The following is a 21,637-nucleotide window of genomic DNA, read 5'->3' on the forward strand; positions in this document are numbered from 1 at the left end:
ATGCCGACCATGACCGGCAAGCGCACGGCACTGACGGCAGCGGGCATCGGTCTGCTGACCGCCGCCGGACTCTTCGTCACCGCCCCGGGGGCGTCCGCCGAGGGCCAGCCCACCCCGCGGGAACTGCTCGACAAGTGCGACAACGGCACCGACTCCTGCGTGTTCCACCCGGCCGGGCCGCCGGAGGAGCACACCGGCGACGGCCACCAGGTCGGCGAGGCGGCCTACAACTGCACGCAGGACCTGCAGCGCAGCACGGTGAACTGGTCGGACACGACCGGCGAGTCGAACAGCTTCGGGGTGTCGCTCTCGGCCGAGTACGGCTTCTCGGAAGTGTTCAAGGTGTCCATCGAGACGTCGTACCAGCACACCTGGGAGTCGTCGCACACCGAAGGGCAAGCGACCAACGTCGACGTCCGGCCGGGGGAGAAGGGCTGGGTGGAGCGCGCGCCGAAGCTGCAGCGGGTGCACGGCACCTACGAGATGCACTTCGGTGACCGGTTCTACGACCACTACATCTGGTACCAGGACTTCGACGCGGACGGCCCGGTGCCCGGCTCCACCGGCGACATCACGCAGCACACGGCGGCGATGACCGACCAGGAGCGCGCCGAACACTGCGGCTGAGGCCACGAAAACCGGCCGCCGCCCGGCAAACCGGGCGGCGGCCGGTGGGCCTAGGGCGCGTCTGACAATGTCTTGGTCCAATCGAGTCGAACGCGGGCGGGGTCCGCCGCGGGAACCGCGGCGTGTGCGGTACTCGATCCGATCAGCCGGCTCGGGGATCGCCGCGACAGTGCCGCGACCGCGCAGATGCCGCATCAGGTGCGGGAACATCGGTGCGTCTCCGGCCTGACCGGGACCGACCAGAGCCACCAGCGGCTGGCCGCTGCCGTCGACCAGGTGGTGCACCTTGGTGCTCCACCCGCCGCGGGAACGGCCGATCGCATGGTCAGGCGGCTCGGTCGGCAGACCCGTGTAGTTCGACCCAGCCCCTGCGGGACGAGTGATGTTGGTGGCGTGCCGATGCGCTTGTGCGATCGTCGAGCCCAGCGACACCGCCCAGTCCACCAGGCCGGCCGCGTCGGCCTCGGTGAGCAGGCGTTGCAGCACGGTGTCCCAGGTTCCGTCGCCGGCCATCCGGCGGTGCCAGGTCCAGATCGTCTGCCACGGACCGGACACTGTCGGCACGGACCGGCAACAGGTCTTCGATCAACACCCGTTGATCGTCCGGGAGCAACTGAAACCGCGACACGACCGGCAGTGTCTCAAGTCACCAGCCGAAACCTTTGTCAGACACGTCCTAGCGCGTCCGGACCGCGCGCAGGACGTACGCGTCCAGCGCCAGCGGGCGGACGTCGGCCAGCTCGAAGCCCGCACCGGCCAGCAGCGCGCGGTAATGGGACTCGCTGCGTTCGCGGCCGCCGACGTTGCACAGCATGTGGATGTCCCACGGCACCGCCAGCGACGCCGTCCCGCTCTCCGCGGGCAGCAGGCGCTCGACGATCAGCAGTTCGGCGCCCGCGGGCATGCCGGCGGCGCAGGTCGTGAGGATCGTGTGGCACCGCTCGTCGTCCCAGTCGTGCAGCACGCGGGACAGCAGGTAGACGTCACCGTCGCCGGGAACGGCTTTCGTGAAGTCGCCGGGCACGAGGGTGCAGCGCGTCGCGTGCTTCGCCAGCGCCGGGCCGGCGACGGCCAGGGCTTCCGGGCGGTCCATCAGCACACCGGTGACCGCCGGGTGGGCGTCGAGCACGCGGGACAGCAGCGCGCCGTTGCCGCCGGCCACGTCGACGACGACGCCGGCGGCCGAGAGGTCGACGACGCGGGTGAGCTCGGCGAACATCGCGTTGCTGGCCGCCATCGAGCGGTGGAACAGGTCCGCCAGCTCGGGATTCGCGGCCAGGTGGGCGAAGTGGTGCGCGCCGAAGACCTTCGCGAACGACTCTTCGCCGGTGCGGACGGCGTCGGTCAGCGCGGCGAAGGAACGGTAGAACGGGCCGCCGTACATCAGGGCGATCGCGCTCATGCCCCCTTCGACGTCCGTCCGCAGCAGCGCACCGACGTCGGTGAGCACGTGCCCCGCGGCCGTCGCGCGGACGACGCCGAGGGTGGTCAGGTACCGCAGGAGCGGGCCCAGGCTCTCGCGGTCGGTGCCGGTCGCGGTGGCCAGCGCGTCGAGGCCGGCGGTCGTGGCCAGGTGGTCCGGCAGGCGCAGCTCGACGGCCGTGGCGACGGCTTGGGTGGCCCAGGCGCCGGTCAGCAGCCCGAGCAGTTCCGTGCCGGGCTCGGACGCGCGCTGGTGCGCGGCGAGCACCCGCGGGAACTCGCCCGCGCACAGGAGTTCCAGCCGCCGGTAGGCCGGCGCGGGGTGGTGCGCGTCGCGGAAGTAGAGCACGGTGGCGTCTTCGTGGCCGTTGTAACCCCCGCCGTCCGGGCGCAGCTGTCCGGCGATCGCCGCACACAGTCCACTGAGGATGATCGGGTCGGCCCGGGGCACCGCGAGCGCGAAGTGGTCTTCCCGGCCGTGGCGGCGTTCGTCGGCAGCGATGTGAGCCAGGTCCGGCGGCGTGACGAGGACGAAGATCTCCAGCGCGCACGGCCGGCCGTCGCGGTCGGTCACCGGGGCGCGCAGGATGCCGACCGTCAGGTCGTCGGCGGGCACGCCGTAGCGGCGGGCGAGCCGCTCCCGGACGACGACGCTGTGGCTCATCAGCCCGGTTTCGAGGCCGTGGCGGGCCAGTTCCGCGCCGAGCCCGTCCAGCGTGGCCGGGAAGACGAGCAGCCCGACGTGGGAGAAGGGCGCGTGCGCCGCCAGCGCGGCGCGCTCGGCGGCGGGCAACGCGGGCAGGGCCGTCGCGAGCACCGAGGAGGTGTCGCCGGCCCGGACGAGGTCCCGCGCCGCGGTGAGGCGGGCGAGGTCCTCCGGGGCGAGCGTGGGGACGAGCGTCGCGGTCATGGGCACTCCTGGAGGTCAGATGCCGACGTAGTTCTCGGCGAAGAAGTCTTGGTGCGCGCGGGAATCACGCAGGTTGTCGAGCCGGGTCCGGCGGAGCGCGGACCCGAAAGGCCCGGCGCCCGCCTGGTCGTGGAGCAGGCCGATCATCCAGTGGGAGAACTCCTGCGCCCGCCAGATGCGGGGCAGGCAGGTGCGGGAGTAGGCGGCCAGGGCCTGCTCGTCGTCGCGCAGCAGCGCGTCGGTGAGCGCGGCGGCCAGCACCTCGGCCGCCATGATCGCCAGGTTGGCGCCCTTGGCGGCCGACGGGCTGATCAGGCTGGCCGCGTCGCCGACGAGGAACAGCCGGCCGTGCCGCAGCGGGTCGACGACGTCGGAACGCAGGCGCACGATCCGGCGCTCGGTGACCGGTCCCTGGCGCAGCGCGCCGAACTCACCGGTGCGCATGCGGACGGCCAGCTCGGTCCAGATCCGCTCGTCCGTCCAGGCCGCGGCGTTGTCGCCGGGCGGGACCTGGAGGTAGTAGCGCGTCACCGTGGGGCTGCGCGCCATGTGCCCGGCGAACCCGCGCTCGTGCAGGGCGTAGGTGACCGCCGGCATGCTCTGGGGCGCCTCGGCGAGCACGGCCAGCCAGGAGATGCCGTGGTCGCGCGCGCAGTGCGCCGGCGCCGGGACGGCCTTGCGGGTGGCGCCGTTGCTGCCGTCGCAGCCCGCGAGGAACCGGGCGTTCACCTGCCCGGTTTTCCCGTGCTCGTCGCGGAACCCGACGGTCGCGGTCTCGGCGTCGACGTCCGTGACGGTCACGCCGAAGCGCAGTTCGCCGCCACGGGCGAGGTACTCCTCGACGAGGTCGGTGACGAGCCGGTGCTGCGGGTAGACGGTGTGCCGCTCGCCGCGGCCGAGCCGGTCGTACCGCAGCTCGAACTCGCCGCCTTCGTCGCGGAAGGCGCACGTGCCGTGCGTGCTGCCGTCACGCAGCATCCCGGCGCCGAGGCCGTGCTCGGTCAGCACCCGCGCGCTGTTCGCGCCGAGGAAACCGGCCCGCGCCCGGGCCTGCACTTGGTCCCGGCCGCCGCGTTCGAGGACGAGCGTGTCGATCCCGGCGGCGCGCAGCAGGTTGCCCAGCACCAGCCCGGCCGGCCCCGCGCCGACGATGAGCACCGATGTCCGATCGGCCATGAGTTCCCGGCCCGTTCCCTTCCCGGAGAAGGGCGGCCCGCCCGGGCCGCCCGAACCAGGCCCGCGCCCGCCGACCCCGCGTGTCGGCCCTCGTGGCGCGATTGATCACCCATACGGGATCGTCCGTCCGAAGAGGACTGCTAAATCCGGGACCGCAGCACGTCGACCTCGCAGCCCGGCGCCGACGGCGACGTGGTCGAGGGCCCACCGAGGCGACCGAACTATCCGGGTCCCCTTACGGACTTTCGTCGAGGACGCCGGAGCGGTCGGGCATGCCGACGGCCGCGCGCATCCGGGCGAACTCCGCCGCGAGCGCCACGGGCGGGTAGTGCGCGTTGAGGCCACTCGGGTTGGGGACGATCCACACGCGCGCGCCGCCGATCGGCTCCGGCTGCGGGCCGAGCTGGGCTTTCGGCGCGCCGAAGGCCGCCCGGTAGCCCATCACGCCCAGCATCGCCAGCCACTGCGGGCGGATCGCCGCGATCCGCTCGGCCAGGTCCTGCCCGCCGGCGACGAATTCCGCGCGGGACAGCTGCGAGGCGCGGGCCGTGGGGCGGCGCACGATGCTCGTGATGCCCATGCCCCAGCCCAGCAGGAGCCGTTCCTCCTCCGCGCGCAGCAGCCTCGGCGTGAACCCGGCGCGGTACAGGGCGGGCCAGAACCGGTTGCCCGCGCTGTGAAAACTGTGCCCGGCCGCCACCGAGCCGCCGCCGGGGTTGATGCCGACGAACACCACCCGCAGGCCGTCGGCGAGCACGTCCGGGAGGAGGGCGGCGGGCGGATCGGCGTCGGGCACGGCTTCGGACTCTACGCAGGGCGCTCGCGGCGGACGGCGGTGGGTGACGTGTCATGTAATCTGCGGGTGTGACGGATGACCGCTGGCTCGACCGGGAGCAGAGCCGCGCGTGGCTGGCTTTCGTCCGGCTCCAGCTGCGCCTCACCTACGAGATCAACCGGCAATTGCAGGCGGACAACGACCTCTCGCTCGCCGACTACGACGTCCTCACCGCGCTGGGCAACGCGCCCGATGCCCGGATGCCGATCACCGCGCTGGCCGCGCTGCTCGGCTGGGAGCGCAGCCGGCTGTCGCACCAGGCCAAGCGGATGGGGAACCGCGGCCTCGTCGACAGCGGCGCGAGTCCCGGCGACCGGCGCGTGACCGAGGTCTTCCTGACGTCGCGGGGGCGGGACGCGCTGGCCGCCGCGGCGCCCGGGCACGTCGACCTCGTCAAGCGGCTGTTCTTCGGCGGCCTGCCCGAGCACCTGCTGGCGCCGCTCACCGAAGCGCTGGAACAGGTCTACGAGAACGTCCTCGACCACGGGACCCTGCCGGACCCGCGGACGCTGGGGGAATAGTCGCGGCCCTTCCCCGCTTGCATGACATGTCACGTAATGCGGTGGAAGGAGCGGACATGTCGAACGCGGTGGTCATGACCGGATTCGGGGGGCCCGAGGTGCTGCGCTGGTCGCCGGTGGCGACGCCGGAGCCGGGCCCGGGGCAGATCCGGATCAAGGTGGCGGCGGCCGGGATCAGCCCGACGGACCTGCCGCTGCGCTCGGGCCTGCTCAAGGCGTTCGCGCTGCCGGCGGTCCCGGTGCTGGGCTTCGAGGTGGCCGGGACGGTCGACGCACTCGGGCCGGGGACGACCGGCGTGGCCGTCGGCGACGAGGTGGCGGCCTTCCTGCTCGAGCTGGGCGGCTACGCCGAGCACGTCGTCGCGTCGATCTGGACGCCGAAGCCGGCGTCGGTCTCGTGGGCCGACGCGGCGGCGCTGCCCAGCTCGGCCGAGGCCGCCGTCCGCACGCTGAACGAGCTGGCCGTGCCCGCCGGCGGCACGCTGCTGGTGTTCGGCGGCGGTGGCGCGGTGGGCGTCGTCGCCACGCAGCTGGCCGTGGCCCGCGGGATCAAGGTGCTCAGCGTGGTCGGCGCCCACGACGAAGCCCTGGTGCTGGAGCTGGGCGCGACACCGGTCCGGTACGGCCCCGGCGTCACCGCGCGGGTGCGGGAGCTGGGCGACGTCGACGCCGTCCTGGACGCGGCGGGCAAGGGCGTGCTGGCCGACGCGGTCGAGCTGACGGGCGACCCGGGCCGGGTCGTCACCCTCTCCGACCCGGCCGCCGGCGACTTCGGCGTCCGCCTGTCGGGCCCGGACGCGGCGAAGGCGCCGGCGGCGCTCGGAGAGGTGATGACGTTGCTGGCCAAGGGAAAGCTGCGGCTACGCGCGCACCGCGAGCTGCCGATGGCGGACGCGGCCGAGGCGCACCGGCTCCTGGAAGCAGGAGGAGTGCGCGAGCGGCTGGTGCTGATGGCCGGCTGACGTCCCGGCGTCCCGGCGCGGCAGTCGCGCCGGGACTACCAGGGCAGTGGGCCGTTCTCGTCCGAGAAGGTGCCGGTCGGGCCGTCCGCGTCGAGGGTGGCCAGGCGCACGACGGCCCGGGCGCTCTCCGCCGGCGACCGGCCGATCCCGAAGTCCGCGGTCATGTCGGTGGCCGTGGTGCCGGGCTCCACGGCGTTGAACTTGATGCCGGGCTGGGCTTTCGCGTACTGGACCGTCAGCATGGTCGCCGCCGTCTTGGACGCCGAGTACAGCGCCAGCGGCAGGTGGAACTCGGGCCGGTCGGGGTTGGTCACCGCCCAGAACGATCCCGCGCTGCTCGACACGGTGACCACCGTGGGGTTCGAAGACTTGCGCAGCAAGGGAAGCGCCGCTTCCGTGACGCGCACGATCCCCACGGCGTTGGTGTCGAACACCCGCAGGGCCGCGGGGCCGTCGAGGGGTTCGTTCCCGAGGACGCCCGCGTTGTGCACCAGGACGTCGAGCCGCCCTTCGGCCGCGCCGATCGTGGCCAGCGCGGCGTGCACCGAGGCGTCGTCGGTCACGTCGAGCTGCACGAACCGGGCGCCGAGGTCGGCGGCGGCCTTCTCGCCGCGCTCGCTGTCGCGCGCTCCGACGTAGACGGTGTGCCCCAGGGCCAGGAGCTGTCGGGCGGTCTCGAAACCGATGCCCTTGTTGGCCCCGGTGATCAGCGTGACGGTCATGAGTTTCCCTTCGAGGTGAGCTGACGGCGGAGTTCGCCGGCGTCGTGCAGCGCCGTCATGTGGACGAACCGCCCGTCGCGCACCTGGTAGATCGCGTACTCGGTGATCTCGAACGAGGCGCCGGTGGGGGCCACGCCGAGCCACTCCTGCGCCGGCGTGCCCGTGTTGACCAGCCGCGCGGCGAGGCGGTCGCCGTCGAAGAGCAGTTCCTGCAGCTCCCAGTGCAGGTCCGGGACCGCGGCCACGTCGGCTCGCTGCACGGCGAGGAGGTCGTCCCGGGTGGCGGGCTCGCCGTTCAGCGTGGTCCGGTCGTTGATGAACCCGTCCATCCGCCCGAACCGGTGGGCGTTGAGTTCGGCGAGGTAGCGCAGGTAGAACGCGCGCAGAGCGCTGTCGGACATCGGACGTCCCTTTCTGCATCGATTGATACAGAATTCACCGTAGCACGTTCCGCATCGGTCACTACAGAAGTGGGCGGCCGCTCAGAGAGGCGGCCACGCGCGCAGGGCGGCGTCGGCCATGTCCTGCAGTTCGGCGCGGCCGACGCCGCTGGAGGCCTGCACGGCGATGCCGTAGGCCAAGGCCGTGACGTAGCGGGCGAGCACCGCCGGGTCGGCGTCCGGTGGCAGGTCGCCGTCGTCGACGGCTCGGCCGAATCGGTCGCGGATGTGGGTGTAGCCGTTGTCGCGCCACTCGACGAGGAGGTCGCGGGCGCCGCGGCCGGCGTCGCCGGTGGCCAGGGCCCCCTGGACGCCCAGGCACCCGTGGGGGCCGGCCGGGCGGGTGGTGGTCCGGATGGTGCCGGCGAAGATCGCGGTGACGACGCCGAGGGCGGTCGGCTCGTCGAGGGCGCGGGCCAGGTAGGCGCTCGGGCCCTCGGTGTAGCGCTCCAGGGCCTTGCGGAACAGTTCTTCCTTGTTGCCGAAGGCCGCGTACATGCTGGTGGTGGAGATGCCCATCGCGTCGGTCAGGGTGGCCAGGCTGGCACCCTCGTAACCCTGCTCCCAGAAGACCAGCAGGGCGCGCTCGAGCGCTTCGTCGGCGTCGAATCCCCGCGGCCGGCCGCTCGGGCGGCGCTGTCTGGTGTCCACCTGCCGTAGCTTACGCTTTTCCGCATCGATTGATGCGGAACCGTGGTGGCCCCAACACGCGAGGGCCACCACGGTCGTCACCAGGTCAGCCCTGGTGCCACTTCTGGTTCGCTCCGCCGGTGCAGTCCCACAGCGCGAGGGCCGCTCCGTCGTTGCCGTTCCAGGCTTGGATGTCCACGCACTTGTTGGCCTGCGGGTTGACGAGGTCGCCCGCCGCGCTCAGGACGAACTGCTGGGCGGCGTTGCCGCTGCACGTGGCGATCTGGATGACCGCCCCGTTCGCCGTGGAGCCCCAGGCGACGTCCATGCACATGTTGTTCTGCGTCTTCAGCGTGCCGCCGGAGAACGTCCAGTTCTGGGCCACGGTGTTGTTGCACCCCCAGGTCTGGAGGTGGACGCCGTCGGCGAAGTTCTGGCTCGGCACGTCGATGCACTTGCCGTTCCAGTTGCTGATGAGCCGGTTGCCCGACGTCGGGGGCGGGGTCGTCCCGCCGCCGCCGGTGAAGCTGTTCAGCGTGATGCCCGCGGCCCGGGGGCTGCCGTCGTTCACCAGGGACTCGAAGTTGCCGACGTCGTCGAAGGCGAACGCGTAGGCCTTGCCGTCGGCCATGTTCGCGTGCACCAGCCGCGCGTACTGGTTGGTCGGGCTGTTCTTGTAGAAGTCCCCGGCGTTGCTGCTGGGCTGGGTGTCGATCGTGCCCAGCGTGCCGCGGTTGAGCGCGGCGCACAGCGTCCGGGAGATCGGGCCGACGACCTGGTCGTTCGGGGCGGCCAGTGCGCCGTCACAACCCCAGACGTTGGCCGAGGACGGCTTCTGGAACGACGCCACCTGCTGCCCGGCGCTGTTCGTGAAGTTCATGACGTTGCCGGAGGTGCGGCCGAAGTACTTGGTGTTCGGCTGGTCCCCGAACGGCACGACGGTCAGCGTCTTGCCGGTGTAGGCGTTCCACGCGGAGTTGATGTACGGGTCGAGGTAGGTGCTGCTGAGCTGACCCGCGTCGGCCGCCTTGCCGGGGGCGAGGACGCGCAGGACCGTGCCGTCGGAGCGGGTGTAGACGGAACCGCCCCAGCCGGACTGGCCCTTGATGCCGTTGATGACGTTGTCCCGGCCGTTCGCGACGAGCGTGCCGGTCGAGTTCACCGCGCCGGCCCCGGTCGTGACGCTCACCGTGTGCGGGATGGCGAACATGTCCACTTGGGAGCTGTTCAGCCAGAGACCGGCGTCGTTGTAGGTGAACTCGCTCCAGTCGAACAGGATGTCGCGGTTCGAGTCGCCGCCGGCCCACGGCGCCGGCTGGACCAGGCCGTCGGGCGTGAGGTAGAAGTTCAGGCGCTGGCCCATCGAGAAGTACACGCGGCCGGAGATGTTGCGCGGCACCTGGATCGTCGTGCTGCCGCCGTTGCCCGGGCCGGCGATGGAGACGTCGGGTGCCGGGGTCGGGGGGTTGCCGCCGGGGCTCCACGCGGTGAAGGTGCCGCCGGCGTTGACGTACCCGAGCCGGCCGGTGCTGAGGTTGACGCCGAGCACGTACAGGTAGACGGCGTCGCCGCGGCCGGTGTTGTTGGTGATGGACAACGGCAGGAGCGCGGGACCGGAGGCGGCGGCGGGGGTGACGCCGCCCCATACGGCCGTCGCCGCGACCGCCGCGAGCGCGGCGATGATCGCGGTCAGCTTTCTTCGAGTTCGCATCGGCGACTCCTTTGTCCGGGGTGGGGTGACTCCGATCGGAAAACGCGAAAGCGGAACGCGACAACGTTGTCAGCGCGCGCCGTCGCGAAGGGCGCGGACACTTCGGACAGGAACGGCTGAACTCGTTTTCACGGGCCGACGATCGTCGACGGAGTAGCGCGACGGTAGGCCTGTGCCACTCACCGGGTCAATGGTCTAGACGTATTGAGAGCTTCTCGTGCAGCGCCGTTGCCCTGGCGGCCGTTGACAGGGCGGACCCGGCCGGCGTCGGGCTCGCTCGACGCGGCCGCGAGCTGGACGACCACGGCCTTCCGGGCCGCGACGTCGGACCCCGCTGCCGGCCCGCCGGGCGGACTTCGACCGTCGAGCGGCGTGTTGAAACGTCACAACTCACGCCGTCAGGCTGCGAAGTGGTGTTGTGCCGGTTCATTGACTTCGCCTTCGGGTGCGTTGTAGCGTCACCGCGTCGAGTTTGTGAAACCTTTCAATGCGGAGGGTACGATGGTGCGGCGGCCGGGACTGAACGTCGCCGTCATGGTCACCTGCGTCAACGACTCGCTGTTCCCCGACACCGGCAAGTCGGTGTTCCGGCTGCTGCGCCGCCTCGGCGTCGACGCGGACTTCCCGGCCGGGCAGACCTGCTGCGCGCAGCCGATGGTCAACACCGGCTACCTCGACGAGGCCGTGCCGGTGGTGCGGACGTTCGTCGACGCCTTCGCGGGCTACGACGCGATCGTCACGCCGTCCGGCTCGTGCGCGGGGTCGATCCGCCACCAGCACGCCATCGTCGCGCGCCGCGCGGGGGACGAGCGGCTCGCGTCGGCGGCGCCGAAGGTGTACGAGCTGAGCGAGTTCCTCGTCGACGTGCTCGGCGTGACCGACGTGGGCGCCTACTTCCCGCACCGCGTCACCTACCACCCGACCTGCCACTCGCTGCGGCTGCTCGGCGTCGGCGACAAGCCGCTGCGGCTGCTGCGCGAGGTGCGCGGGCTGGACCTCGTCGAGCTGCCGGCGGCCGAGGAGTGCTGCGGTTTCGGCGGCACGTTCGCGGTGAAGAACGCCGAGACGTCGACGGCGATGGGCGCGGACAAGGCCCGGCACGTCCGCGGCACCGGCGCCGAGGTGCTGGTGGCGGGGGACAACTCGTGCCTGCTGCACATCGGCGGCCTGCTCTCGCACGAACGCAGCGGCGTGCGCGTGATGCACCTGGCCGACGTGCTCGCTTCGACCGAGGAGGACGCGTGAGCACCACTCGCCCGGCCCGGGTGTCCCGCACGGCACAGGAGGATGCGTGAGCGCGACGTTCGTCGGCATGCCGGCCTTTCCCGAGGCGGCCCGGAAAGCGCTTTCCGACACCCAGCTGCGCCGCAACCTCGCGCACGCCACCGGCACCATCCGCGCCAAGCGCGCGGCCGTCGTGGGCGAGGTCGAGGAGTGGGAGGAACTGCGGGTGGCCGGTGCGGCGATCAAGGACAACACGCTGCGCCGCCTCGACGAGTACCTGCTGCAGCTGGAAGCGTCCCTGCAGGCGCGCGGCGCGACCGTGCACTGGGCGCGTGACGCCGCGGAGGCGTGCGCGATCGTCGCGAAGATCGCGCACACACACGGCGTCGACGAGGTCGTGAAGGTCAAGTCGATGGCCACGCAGGAGATCGGGCTCAACGAGGCACTGGCCGAGCAGGGCGTCACCGCGTGGGAGACCGACCTCGCGGAGCTGATCGTGCAACTCGGCGACGACCTGCCGAGCCACATCCTGGTGCCCGCCATCCACCGCAACCGCGCGGAGATCTGCGAGATCTTCCGCCGGAACATGGCCGACGCGCCCCCGGGCCTGTCGGACGAGCCCGCCGACTTGGCCGCCGCCGCGCGCTCGCACCTGCGGGAGAAGTTCCTGCGGGCGCGGATGGCCGTGTCCGGCGCGAACTTCGCGGTCGCCGACAGCGGCACCCTGGTCGTCGTCGAGTCCGAGGGCAACGGCCGGATGTGCCTGACGCTGCCGGAGGTGCTCGTCTCCGTCGTCGGCATCGAGAAGATCGTGCCGACCTGGACCGACCTGGACGTCTTCCTGCAGCTGCTGCCGCGCTCCAGCACGGGGGAGCGGATGAACCCGTACACCTCGACCTGGTCGGGCGTCACGCCCGGCGACGGGCCGCAGGAGATGCACGTGGTGCTGCTGGACAACGGGAGAACCCGCGCGCTGGCCGACGAGGTCGGCCGCCAGGCGCTGCGCTGCATCCGCTGCTCGGCGTGCCTGAACGTCTGCCCGGTGTACGAGCGGACGGGCGGCCACGCGTACGGCTCGGTCTACCCGGGCCCGATCGGCGCCATCCTGAACCCGCTGCTGAAGGGCGTCGGCGTCGACGAGCAGACGGACTCGCTGCCGTACGCCTCCAGCCTGTGCGGCGCGTGTTTCGAAGCCTGCCCGGTGCGCATCGACATCCCCGAGGTCCTGGTCCACCTGCGCGCGAAGGTCGTCGACGCCCACCGCGAGGGCGCCCCGAAACCCGAGGCGCTGGCGATGAAGTCGGCATCCTGGCTGCTGTCGGACGCCCGACGCCTGGGCGTCGCGGAACGCGGACTGAGCATCGCCAGCCGAGCATTGACCCGCTTCGGCAAGCGAGTGCTCCCGGGCGGCCGCCGAGCGGTGAGCCGCCTCCCGTGGCCGGGTTCCCTGTGGACGAACGCCCGAGACCTGCCGGCCCCGCCACGAGAGTCGTTCCGGACGTGGTGGCGCAGGGAAGGCCGCCCATGACCGCGCGCGAAGAGATCCTGGCCGCCGTCCGAGGCGCCCTGCAGAACACGGACCGCACGGAAGCCCCGGTACCACGCGGCTACCGAACGGTGACACCACCGGACACAGTGGACCTGTTCGCCGAGCGAGTGGTCGACTACCGAGCGGCGCTGACCCGCTGCACACCGGCCGAGCTACCCGAAGCCATCCGAAAAGCCCTGGGCTCAGCACAGAACGTCCTGGTACCAAAGGGCTTCCCGATCACCTTGAACGGAAGCCCTGACGCACCGGACCTGACCACGTTCGACGCGGTGGTCACCACGGCAACACTGGGCATAGCCACAACGGGCACCCTGGTCCTGGACCACGGCCCCGGCCAGGGACGCCGAGCACTGACCCTGGTCCCGGTCGTCCACGTGTGCGTACTGCGAGAGCGCGACATCGTCCCAGGAGTCCCCCAGGCGGTGGCAGCACTGGACCCGACGAGCCCGCAGACGTGGATCAGCGGCCCAAGCGCGACGAGCGATATCGAGCTGACGAGGGTGGAGGGCGTACACGGCCCAAGAACCCTGCACGTCATCGTCGTCACGGAGTGAGGAACGGCGGGTCACGGTGAAGCGCGAAGAGCGCACCAAACCACCCAAAGCCCGAGGGCACCCAGCCCCCGCCCAGCACCCCGATCCGAAGCCACAACACGGCAGCCGAGCACGTGTCAAGGCACGCTTTCCCGCCTTGACACGTGATCCGCTGCCGTAGTCACAATCAGACTTCGGGGTGCCAGGCAAACCACGCCAGTCACAACCGCCCGCCGGGGCGCGCATCACCGCCGTCGCGTCCTGGTGGGACGCGCCGCACTTCACCGGCGCCGAACGGGTCGCCTTCGCGCTGGCGGAAGCCGTCTTCACCGCCAGTCCGCACGGCGAACGCGTCCCCGGCGAGCTGTACGCGCAGGCGTGCGTGCACTACGACGAGAAGGCGATCGCCACCCTCGCCGTCGCGCTCGGGCAGGTCGGCTTCATCATCCCGCTCGCCCTCATCGGCAAGCCGCTCCCCGGCGTCTCACCCGCGAAGCAGTGGCGGGACTGAAACCTGGACACCGTCCACGTCCGGCGCCTCACGCGACGGCCAAGGCGAACACGTGCAGCCGGGTGCCGGCCTGGTCGCCGGTGACCGTGGTCGGCAGGGTCACGTACGCGACCGTCTTGCCCGCGGTCAGCGGCACCGGCGTCGCGTAGACGCTCACCGCGGTCTCCGCCGGGTACGGGCTGCCCGCGGGCCGGTTCCACCGGGGCGCGGTGGCGACGAGTTCGTTGCCGGGCAGGGGAGTGCTCGGCGTCCAGTTGGTCAGACCGAGCGTGAACGGCGCCGTGCTGCCGTCGGTGTAAGTGATCGTCCCGGCGCCCGACCCGCTCCCGTTGTTCGCCGAGCCGAGGAACCACAGCTGCGACCCGCTCTTGCCCACCGCGATGTGCTGGCCCGCCGCGACGACGTTGTCGGGCGACCCCGACGGCCAGGTGAAGGTGACAGGTCCGTGCGTGACGGGCTTGCCCGGCACGAGACCGGCCTCGGCGAGGGCCTGGGCGGAGTAGCTGTAGCCTGAGCCGTCGAAGTTCGCGCTCTGCGGTGCCGCATCTGCGCTGACGGCGGTGTTGTCGTACGCGTCGGCGAGCGATCCGAACGGCAACGGCAGGGCGAGGGAACTGCCCTGCAACGGCCGGTCACGTCCCGACGAGCTGACGGTGCCGGACAGATCCAGGGACGCGGACTTCGCGCCGCTGCCGACCGTGACGGTCAGCGCCGTGGTCGACGTCGACCGCGGGCGCAGCACCACCGGCACCTGCGCGGGCGTGACGGTCACCCCGGCCGGAGCGTCGATGTGCGCGGCCACCGTGACGGGTGCGTCGGTCGTGTTGCGCAAGGTCAGGGTGGCGCCGAAACTCGTGCCCGGCTGGGCCATCTTGGTCGCCGACGTGAACTGCGCCGACACCAGCGGGCCCACGGTGACCTGGAGCCCGGACGTCGAGCGGAAGCCCCCGTTCGCCGTCGCGGAGGCGGTCAGCCGCCACAACCGGCTCTGCGCGTCGGCCGGCGGAGTCACCAGCCACGACGTCTGCAACCGGGCGCCCGGCGTGGCGAGAGGGAACGTCGCCGGGGTCAGCGGCTTCGCCTGCCAGCCGCTCGGCAGGTCGAGGCCGAGCTGGACGTGGGTCAGCAGCTGAGTACCGCCGGGGGTGAGCGTCGTGGTGACGACGGTGCCGTGCGCGGGATCGAGCGTCGGGGGCGCGGCCGCCGTGACGGTCCGCGCGCCGGTCGACTGCAGCAGCGTGTAGGACGACGTCAGCGGCAGGTTCCGGGACGAGTCGCCGACGAACAGCCGGTACGTGCCCGGGTTCGTCGTCCAAGTGTGGGCTTTGCTGTCCCACGTCTGCAGGTCCGACGGCGCGAGCGTGAAGGTGACGCGCTGGGACCGGCCCGGCTGGAGCGTGACGCGCTGGAACCCCTTGAGCTGCTTGGGCGGTTCGCCGGCGCTGGCCGGGTCGCCGACGTAGAGCTGCGCGACCTCGGACGCCGTGCGCGTGCCGGTGTTCTTCACCGTCGCCGTGACCTTCACCGGGCCCGCGGTGACGGCGAGACGCGGTGAGACGTCGAGGTCGCTGAAGGCGAACGACGAGTACGTCAGGCCGAATCCGAACGGGAACAACGGCGTCAGGTTGTGGGCGTCGTACCAGCGGTAGCCGACGTCCAGGCCTTCGCTGTAGTGGAAGGCGGTCGTGTTGGTCGCGACGTCGACGACGCCGGGGTAACGCGCCGGGTCGGCGGTCGGCAGCTGCGCCATGCTCGCGGGCCACGTCTGCGGCAGCTTGCCCGACGGGTCGACGTCGCCGAACAGGACGGACGCGAGCGCCGCGCCGTTCTGCTGGCCGCCGTACCAGGACTCGAGCACGCCGCTCACCGAGTCGAGCCACGGCATGAGCACGGGCGCGCCGGTGTTGAGCACGACGATCGTGCGCGGGTTGGCCGCGGCGACGGCGGCCACCAGGTCGTCCTGCGCGCCGGGCAGGGTGAGGTTCTGCCGGTCACCGTCCTCGCTCTCGTCGTCGTTGACCACGACGACGGCGACGCTGTCCTGCTTGGCCAGCGCCGCGGCGGCCGCGATCGCGGCGACGTCGGGGACCTGCCAGCCGAGGGTGACGGACCCGTTGCCGGGCGGGCTGGTCGGCGTCCCGGCCACCGGCCCGGCCGGGCCGTTCACCGGCTGGTAGTTCTCGACGGTGATGGGCGTCTTGACGCCGCCCTGCAGGCGGATCGCGGAGACGCCGGGGCCGTACTGCGCCCAGTCCTGGAAGACCGGCTGGCCGCCGACCGTCATCCGGACGCCGCCGGTGTTGGCCATCGAGAAGGTGTACGTGCCGGTGACGGGAGCGGTGAGGAAACCCCGCCACCGCACGGAGAACCCGGCCGGGTTGACGCCGGGACCCGGGGCTTGGGTGTAGTGGTCGTCGACGTTCGGCTCGACGCGCGTCAGCGCCGGTTTGCCCGACAGATCGAGGTTGTTGAAGTACTCGGTGGTCAGGCCCGGCTGCCCGCTCGCCGTGCTGAACTGCGCCGACGGGACGGTCGGCAGCTTGTCGGTCACGCCCGGCACGGTGAGCCCGTTGTGCGCCAAGGGGATGCCGTTCGCGGATACGGCGAGTTCGGTGATCGACCACCAGCTGGAAGCCGTTCCCGTCTGCGTGACCTTGACGTAGCGCGCCTGCTGGACCGGGAACGTCGCCGTGATCAGCTGGCCGGTACCCGCGCCAGACGCGACCGGCGCGCCCCACGACGTCCCGTCGGTGGAAAGGGAGACCTCGTACCCGCGGGCGTAGTCGGTGCCGTTGCCCGCGTCGATCGTGACCTGGTCGATCGGGTGGAGCGCTCCGGTGTCGACACTTACCCATTGCCCAGGCGCCATCGGGACGCCGCTGGACCACCGGGTCGCCGGGTTGCCGTCGACCATGTTGCGCGGCTGGTCGCCCGCGCTCGCCGAGGACGACGCGCTCGCCGCCCAGGAACCGGCGTAGTCGACCCGGCCCGCGGTGCCCAGCCGGGCGGCGAGGCCGTCGGCGACGGTGACGACCGCCGCCGGGTCGACCGGGACGTGCGAACTGCCGCCACCGCCGGTGATCGGCGCGTCCTTCGCGGCCGCCCCGAGCACCGCGACCGACGGCGTCGCCGAGGGGTTCAGCGGGAGGACGCCGCCCTGGTTCTTCATCAGGACGGTGCCCGCCGCCGCGATGTCGCGAGCCGTGGCGACGTGCTCGGGAGTGGTGGCCGTCGCGGCCGGCGATCCGGCGACGGTGTCGAAGAGGCCGTAGGCGAACTCCTCGGTCAGCAGCCGCGCGACCTTGTCGTTGAGCACGGCCATGCTGACCGCTCCGGAGCGGACGGCGTCGGCCAGGGGCTGCCCGAAGTTGCCCGGGGTGGGCATGGTCAGGTCGAGTTCGGCGTTTGCCGCCTGCACGGTACTGCGGGCGCCGTCCCAGTCGGTGACGACGAAGCCGTCGAAGCCCCAGTCCTGCTTGGCGGTGTCCTTGAGCAGGGTGGCGTTTTCGTTGGCGTGCACGCCGTTCACGAGACTGGTGGCGGCCATGATGGATGCCGCGTTGCCCTGCTGCACCGCCTGCTTGAACGCCGGGTAGTAGATCTCGTTGAGGGTGCGCTCGTCGATGATCGCGTCGGCGTTGTTGCGGTTCTGCTCGGTGTCGTTGGCCACCAGGTGCTTGAGGTCGGTCATCACGGAGTGGGACTGCACGCCCTGGACGTACTGCGTCGCCATCGCGCCGGCCAGGTAGGGGTCCTCGCCCGCCATCTCGAAGACGCGCCCGCCGCGCGGGTCGCGCACGAGGTTGACGTCGGGCCCGAGGTTGACGCCGACGCCCTTCGTCTTGGCCTCGGCGCCGACGACCTTGCCGTAGGCCAGTTCGGCGGCCGGGTCCCAGCTCGCCGCGGCGGCCACCGGGGCCGGCAGCGCCGTCGTCCCGCCCATGACCACGCCGGCACCGCCGTCGTTCAGGTTCAGCGCGGGCACGCACAGCCGGGGGATCGGCGCGACCACACCGGCGTACCCGGGGAGCTGGGAGCCGTGCGTCATCGACAGCTTCTCGTCGGTGGTCATCTGCGCGAGCACCTGCGCGGCCCGCTCGGCCGGCGCGGCTTTAGACCCGAGCCACGGACAGGAAGCCTGGGGTGATTCCGCCGCGGCCGCGGGTACGGCCGGGGTGAGGAGCAGCGCCGCCAGCACCCCGGCGGTCCAACGTCGCCGTGAACGGCCGGACCGGTGCTCGCCGGTGAGCAGGGGCATGCGTGATCCTCTCGGAATTCTGCGCGCGACGAATCCGCGTCCGGAACCGGACTTATAACGTTTCAATCGAAGTCCGCTGAGCCTACGACCCGGATCCGCGCAGGGTCAAGACGTGCTGATCGCCAGGCTTTTGTCAGGAAGCGGACAGTCACGGGCGGCCCGTTACGGCGCGGGCCGGGTGGGTAGTCCGTCAGGGCGGCAGCGCGCCGTTTCGCGGGAGAGGAGCACGCGTGTTCAGTGGCTTCACGCTGGAGACCGTCGACGTCGGACTGGTGCGGTTGCGGGTGCGGCACGGCGGGTCGGGCCCGCCGGTCGTCCTGGTCCACGGCCACCCCCGGACCCACACCACCTGGCACCGGGTCGCGCCGGAGCTGGCCGACGACCACTTCGTCGTCTGCCCCGATCTGCGCGGTTACGGGCAGTCGACGCTGCCGCCGGACGAGCCCGGGCACACGCAGTCGGCCAAGCGGGCGATGGCCGGCGACATCGTGGCCCTGATGCGCCACCTCGGGCACGAGCGGTTCTCGATCGCCGGCCACGACCGCGGTTCGCTCGTCGCCTTCCGGGCCGCGATGGACCACCCGGGCACCATCGACCGGCTCGTCGTGATGGACGGCCTGCCCGTCACCGAGCACCTCGAACGGCTCAACGAGGACTTCGTCCGCGCGTGGTGGCACTGGTGGTTCCTGGCCCAGACCGACAAACCGGCCGAGCGGGTCATCAACGCCGACCCCGGCGCCTGGTACCGCACGCCGCTGCCGTACGAGATGGGCGAGGACAACCACGCCGACGTCTGGGCGGCGCTGCGGGACCCCGCCGTCGTCCACGGCATGTGCGAGGACTACCGCGCCGGCCTGCGGATCGACCGCGAGCACGAGGAAGCCGACCGCGCGGCCGGGCGCCAGGTGCGCTGCCCGACCCTGCTGCTGGCCGCGACCGAGGACGACATCGACATCCACGGCGACCCCCTCGAGATCTGGCGCCCCTGGATCGCCGGCGAACTCCGCGGTGTGGCCGTCCATTCCGGACACCACCAGGCCGAACAGGCACCGGGTGAGGTGGTCCGGGCCATCCGTGAGTTCCTTCGGGCATGATGACGGCATGGGGGAGTCGCGGGATTTGCTGCTGAGACCGTCGATCAAGGGACAGCTGCCGTCCCTCGGCGTGCTGGTCGTGTTCCTCATGTTCGAGGTCTTCATCGCGCTGCGCGGCCTGCTGGCGCCGTGGCTGGCGATCGCGTGTCCCGCGGTGTTCGTCGTGGTGCTGGCCCTGAGCGTCGTTTCGCTGGTGCGGTCCCGCGGCAAGCCGTGGCAGTTGCGGTGCGGCCCGGACGGCGTCGAAGCGCGGGGGTTCGCCACGGTGCCGTGGCCGGCGCTCGCGGAGGTGCGGATCAGCCGGCTCAAGCCCCGCTGGCTGTACCTCCTGACGCCGGGCCGGGTGGTCGCGTTCGTGCCCCGCGACCGGGCGGCGGTGCCCGCGATCGCGATCTTCGACTCGATGTCCCGGCGCAGGACGACGTCGAACCGATTCGCGCAATCGCACGCGAAGCGCTACGGCAGCTCGTTCGTCGTGTTCACCTACACGATCGACGCGTCGCCCGAAGAGATCGCCGCGGCGATCCGGGCGCTGAGCTACGTCCCGGTCGTCGTCGGCTGAAACCCTGTCGTCACTGGGATCCCGTGGCCACCAGCCGCGCGGTGATGGGTTCCAGCTCGGTGATCAGCTCGTCGAGTTCGGCAGGGGACAGGGCTTCGTACGGCGGGGCGGCGAGAGCGTCGGTCAGGGCTTCGATGCGGTACTTGGTCTCGCGGCCCGCGTCGGTGAACCGGCCCTCGGCGTCGACCAGCCCGCGCTTGCGCAAGCCCGCCATGACCTCGGCCAGCCGCTCCTTCGGCAGGTGGTGGATGCGCCCGAACGACTCCGCCGGGTGGATGTCCATGTCCAGCGCGCTGAGCACGTGCGACTCCGTGCCGCCGATGCCCGCGCCGACCAGCGCGGCGATGTGCCCGTCTCCGCGGTGCTCGCGCAGCATGGTCGCGGAGTGCCACAGCCGGGCGACCGGGTCGCCCGGCACCGCGACGGTGCGCATCCCGGCGTACATCACCCGGCCCGCGGTGGGCGCGCTCGTCGCGGCCTTGGTCGTCAGGTCGGCGGCGCGCACCAGGCCCGGGGAGCCGGCCAGCTCGTCGCCGAGGATCCGCCGCAGGGACGCCGCGCTGCCCCGCTCCCGCGCGGCGAGCGATGCCTCGGGCGGGATCGTCTCCCACGCGCTCGGGATGTGCCGCGCGGCCTCGCCGTCGGCGAAGTTGTAGAACGCCGCGTGCACGACCTGCGCCGGCACCCGCCCCAGCGGCGCGGCGCGGCCGGCGAAGTAGCCGTCCCAGTAGGTGCGGTGGCCGAGCGCGGCCTGCTCCTCGTTGCTCTCGTCGGCGGCGAAGGTGACCATGCAGATCGGCTCGAGGAGCTCGAACATGCGACGAGCGAGGTGAGTCATGTGCTTCCTTACGGTCTTGCCCGGGTCGCGCACCGCGCGGTGGATCGATCGGCAGGTTGTATCCCGCCGCTGCGGGGACCGGTCCCCGCAGCGGCGGCTGGTCAGCTCGTGCCGCGCACGACCAGGCGGTGCGGCGCGACGATCGACCGCGGTGGTTCCGTCGCGCCCGCCCGCCGGGTGAGGCGGTCCAGGGCCAGCTCGGCGATGCGGTCCTTGTCCGGGGCCACCGTCGTGAGCGACGGGACGCTGTAACGGCCGTCCTCGATGTCGTCGAACCCCACCAGCGCCAGGGAATCCGGCACCGCGACGCCCCGGTCGGCCGCCGCGCGCAGGGCGCCCAGCGCCAGCTCGTCGGTGAAGCAGAACACCGCGTCCGGGGGCTGCGGCAAGTCCAGCAGCCGCAGCATCGCGCGGTGGCCGTCGGCGCGGTGCAGCCGCGGGACCGGCACCTCCAGCTCCGGGTCGGCCGGCAGACCCGCGCCGGCCAGCGCGGTCCGGTAGCCCGCGAGACGTTGGCGGGCGGTCGCGTTCAGGGACTCCGGCTGGATGCCGACCGCCGCGACGCGCCGGCGGCCCGACGCCAGCAGGTGCCCGGTCGCCTCGCGCGCGGCCGCGACGTTGTCGATCGCGACGTGGTCGACGCCCGCCGTGCCGTCGTGCTCGCCCAGCAGCACCAGGGGGACCGTGTCGGTGCGGGCGGCCAGCTCCGCGGGCGCCACCGCCCACGGGCTGAACAGCACGCCGTCGACGAGCTGGCTGCGCTTGCCGTGCAGCAGCTGCTTCTCGCGCTCGGCGTCGCCGTCGGTCTGGTCGATGAGCACCGTCAGCCCCCGGGCGCCGGCGATGCGCACGGTCCGCGCGGCCAGCTCGGCGAAGTACGGCGAGTCGATCTCGGGGATCACCAGCGCCACCAGGCCGGTCCGGCCGCGGCGCAGCGTCCGGGCGGCCAGGTTGGGCAGGTAGCCGAGCGCGTCGATGCTCGCCTGCACCCGCTCCCGGGTCGCCGGGGCGACGTACCGGAACCCGTTGACGACGTTGGACACCGTCCGCACCGACACCCCGGCGTGCTCGGCCACGTCACGCAGCTTCGGGCTCATCTTCGTACCCTAACC

General features: G+C 72.1%; 19 protein-coding genes. 9 read left to right on the forward strand and 10 right to left on the reverse strand.

All coding sequences use genetic code 11. The annotated features are described in order from the left end of the window. Positions 1–9: 9 nt before the first annotated feature. Positions 10–627: a hypothetical protein gene (locus OG439_RS05910; protein ID WP_326948327.1), complete on the forward strand. Its 618-nt coding sequence runs from the start codon at positions 10–12 to the stop codon at positions 625–627. 676 nt (positions 628–1,303) lie between these two features. Here OG439_RS05910 and OG439_RS05915 read toward each other — a convergent pair. The 3 genes from OG439_RS05915 to mug form a co-directional block, all read right to left on the reverse strand. Beyond that, on the reverse strand, positions 1,304–2,959 hold the full coding sequence (locus OG439_RS05915) for a methyltransferase (RefSeq protein ID WP_326948328.1): 1,656 nt from the start codon (positions 2,957–2,959) through the stop codon (positions 1,304–1,306). A 15-nt stretch (positions 2,960–2,974) separates the two neighbouring features. After that, a complete protein-coding gene (locus OG439_RS05920) occupies positions 2,975–4,135 on the reverse strand; it encodes a 4-hydroxybenzoate 3-monooxygenase (RefSeq protein WP_326948329.1) in 1,161 nt (386 codons plus the stop codon). Positions 4,136–4,370: 235 nt separating this feature from the next. Beyond that, entirely contained in the window at positions 4,371–4,931 is a 561-nt protein-coding gene (mug, locus tag OG439_RS05925; RefSeq protein WP_326948330.1) for a G/U mismatch-specific DNA glycosylase, read from the reverse strand. A 68-nt stretch (positions 4,932–4,999) separates the two neighbouring features. Here mug and OG439_RS05930 point away from each other — a divergent pair, with 68 nt between their 5' ends. Next, on the forward strand, positions 5,000–5,491 hold the full coding sequence (locus OG439_RS05930) for a MarR family winged helix-turn-helix transcriptional regulator (RefSeq protein WP_326948331.1): 492 nt from the start codon (positions 5,000–5,002) through the stop codon (positions 5,489–5,491). Positions 5,492–5,547: 56 nt separating this feature from the next. Then, the gene (locus tag OG439_RS05935) at positions 5,548–6,453 is read left to right on the forward strand and encodes an NADP-dependent oxidoreductase (protein ID WP_326948333.1); all 906 of its coding nucleotides are present in this window, start codon (positions 5,548–5,550) and stop codon (positions 6,451–6,453) included. A 35-nt stretch (positions 6,454–6,488) separates the two neighbouring features. Here the strand turns inward: OG439_RS05935 and OG439_RS05940 are convergent, their stop codons facing one another. The 4 genes from OG439_RS05940 to OG439_RS05955 form a co-directional block, all read right to left on the reverse strand. Then, on the reverse strand, positions 6,489–7,175 hold the full coding sequence (locus OG439_RS05940) for an SDR family NAD(P)-dependent oxidoreductase (RefSeq protein WP_326948334.1): 687 nt from the start codon (positions 7,173–7,175) through the stop codon (positions 6,489–6,491). Continuing rightward, positions 7,172–7,576, reverse strand: coding sequence for an ester cyclase (locus OG439_RS05945; RefSeq protein WP_326948335.1), 405 nt, complete (start codon positions 7,574–7,576; stop codon positions 7,172–7,174). Before OG439_RS05945 ends, OG439_RS05940 begins: the two co-directional genes overlap by 4 nt. Positions 7,577–7,657: 81 nt before the next feature. After that, positions 7,658–8,266, reverse strand: coding sequence for a TetR/AcrR family transcriptional regulator (locus tag OG439_RS05950; protein WP_326948336.1), 609 nt, complete (start codon positions 8,264–8,266; stop codon positions 7,658–7,660). An 85-nt stretch (positions 8,267–8,351) separates the two neighbouring features. After that, the gene (locus OG439_RS05955) at positions 8,352–9,956 is read right to left on the reverse strand and encodes a beta-1,3-glucanase family protein (RefSeq protein WP_326948337.1); all 1,605 of its coding nucleotides are present in this window, start codon (positions 9,954–9,956) and stop codon (positions 8,352–8,354) included. Between the two features lie 519 nt (positions 9,957–10,475). Here OG439_RS05955 and OG439_RS05960 point away from each other — a divergent pair. The 4 genes from OG439_RS05960 (at position 10,476) to OG439_RS05975 (ending at position 13,773) form a co-directional block, all read left to right on the forward strand. Further along, the gene (locus OG439_RS05960) at positions 10,476–11,201 is read left to right on the forward strand and encodes a (Fe-S)-binding protein (RefSeq protein ID WP_326951497.1); all 726 of its coding nucleotides are present in this window, start codon (positions 10,476–10,478) and stop codon (positions 11,199–11,201) included. A gap of 67 nt (positions 11,202–11,268) precedes the next feature. Next, positions 11,269–12,708 (forward strand): lactate utilization protein B, encoded by a 1,440-nt coding sequence (locus tag OG439_RS05965; RefSeq protein WP_326951498.1) that lies wholly within the window; start codon positions 11,269–11,271, stop codon positions 12,706–12,708. Further along, complete coding sequence (locus OG439_RS05970) at positions 12,705–13,283, forward strand: LutC/YkgG family protein (protein WP_326948338.1); 579 nt, start codon at positions 12,705–12,707, stop codon at positions 13,281–13,283. The genes OG439_RS05965 and OG439_RS05970 overlap by 4 nt, the downstream gene beginning before the upstream one ends. A gap of 178 nt (positions 13,284–13,461) precedes the next feature. Next, positions 13,462–13,773, forward strand: a complete 312-nt coding sequence (locus tag OG439_RS05975; RefSeq protein ID WP_326948339.1) for a hypothetical protein — start codon at positions 13,462–13,464, stop codon at positions 13,771–13,773. A 28-nt stretch (positions 13,774–13,801) separates the two neighbouring features. Here OG439_RS05975 and OG439_RS05980 read toward each other — a convergent pair whose 3' ends face one another. Beyond that, positions 13,802–17,845 carry a glycoside hydrolase family 3 C-terminal domain-containing protein gene (locus OG439_RS05980; RefSeq protein WP_326948340.1) on the reverse strand — a complete coding sequence of 1,348 codons (4,044 nt, stop codon included), beginning with the start codon at positions 17,843–17,845 and terminating at the stop codon, positions 13,802–13,804. 416 nt (positions 17,846–18,261) lie between these two features. Here OG439_RS05980 and OG439_RS05985 point away from each other — a divergent pair, with 416 nt between their 5' ends. Then, positions 18,262–19,125 (forward strand): alpha/beta fold hydrolase, encoded by an 864-nt coding sequence (locus tag OG439_RS05985; RefSeq protein WP_326948341.1) that lies wholly within the window; start codon positions 18,262–18,264, stop codon positions 19,123–19,125. A 7-nt stretch (positions 19,126–19,132) separates the two neighbouring features. Then, complete coding sequence (locus tag OG439_RS05990; protein ID WP_326948343.1) at positions 19,133–19,687, forward strand: hypothetical protein; 555 nt, start codon at positions 19,133–19,135, stop codon at positions 19,685–19,687. Between the two features lie 10 nt (positions 19,688–19,697). Here OG439_RS05990 and OG439_RS05995 read toward each other — a convergent pair whose 3' ends face one another. Next, the gene (locus tag OG439_RS05995; protein ID WP_442792284.1) at positions 19,698–20,525 is read right to left on the reverse strand and encodes an SCO6745 family protein; all 828 of its coding nucleotides are present in this window, start codon (positions 20,523–20,525) and stop codon (positions 19,698–19,700) included. 101 nt (positions 20,526–20,626) lie between these two features. Continuing rightward, positions 20,627–21,622, reverse strand: coding sequence for a LacI family DNA-binding transcriptional regulator (locus tag OG439_RS06000; protein ID WP_326948346.1), 996 nt, complete (start codon positions 21,620–21,622; stop codon positions 20,627–20,629). Positions 21,623–21,637 lie beyond the last annotated feature (15 nt).

Source organism: Amycolatopsis sp. NBC_01307, assembly GCF_035975215.1.
Lineage (GTDB): Bacteria > Actinomycetota > Actinomycetes > Mycobacteriales > Pseudonocardiaceae > Amycolatopsis.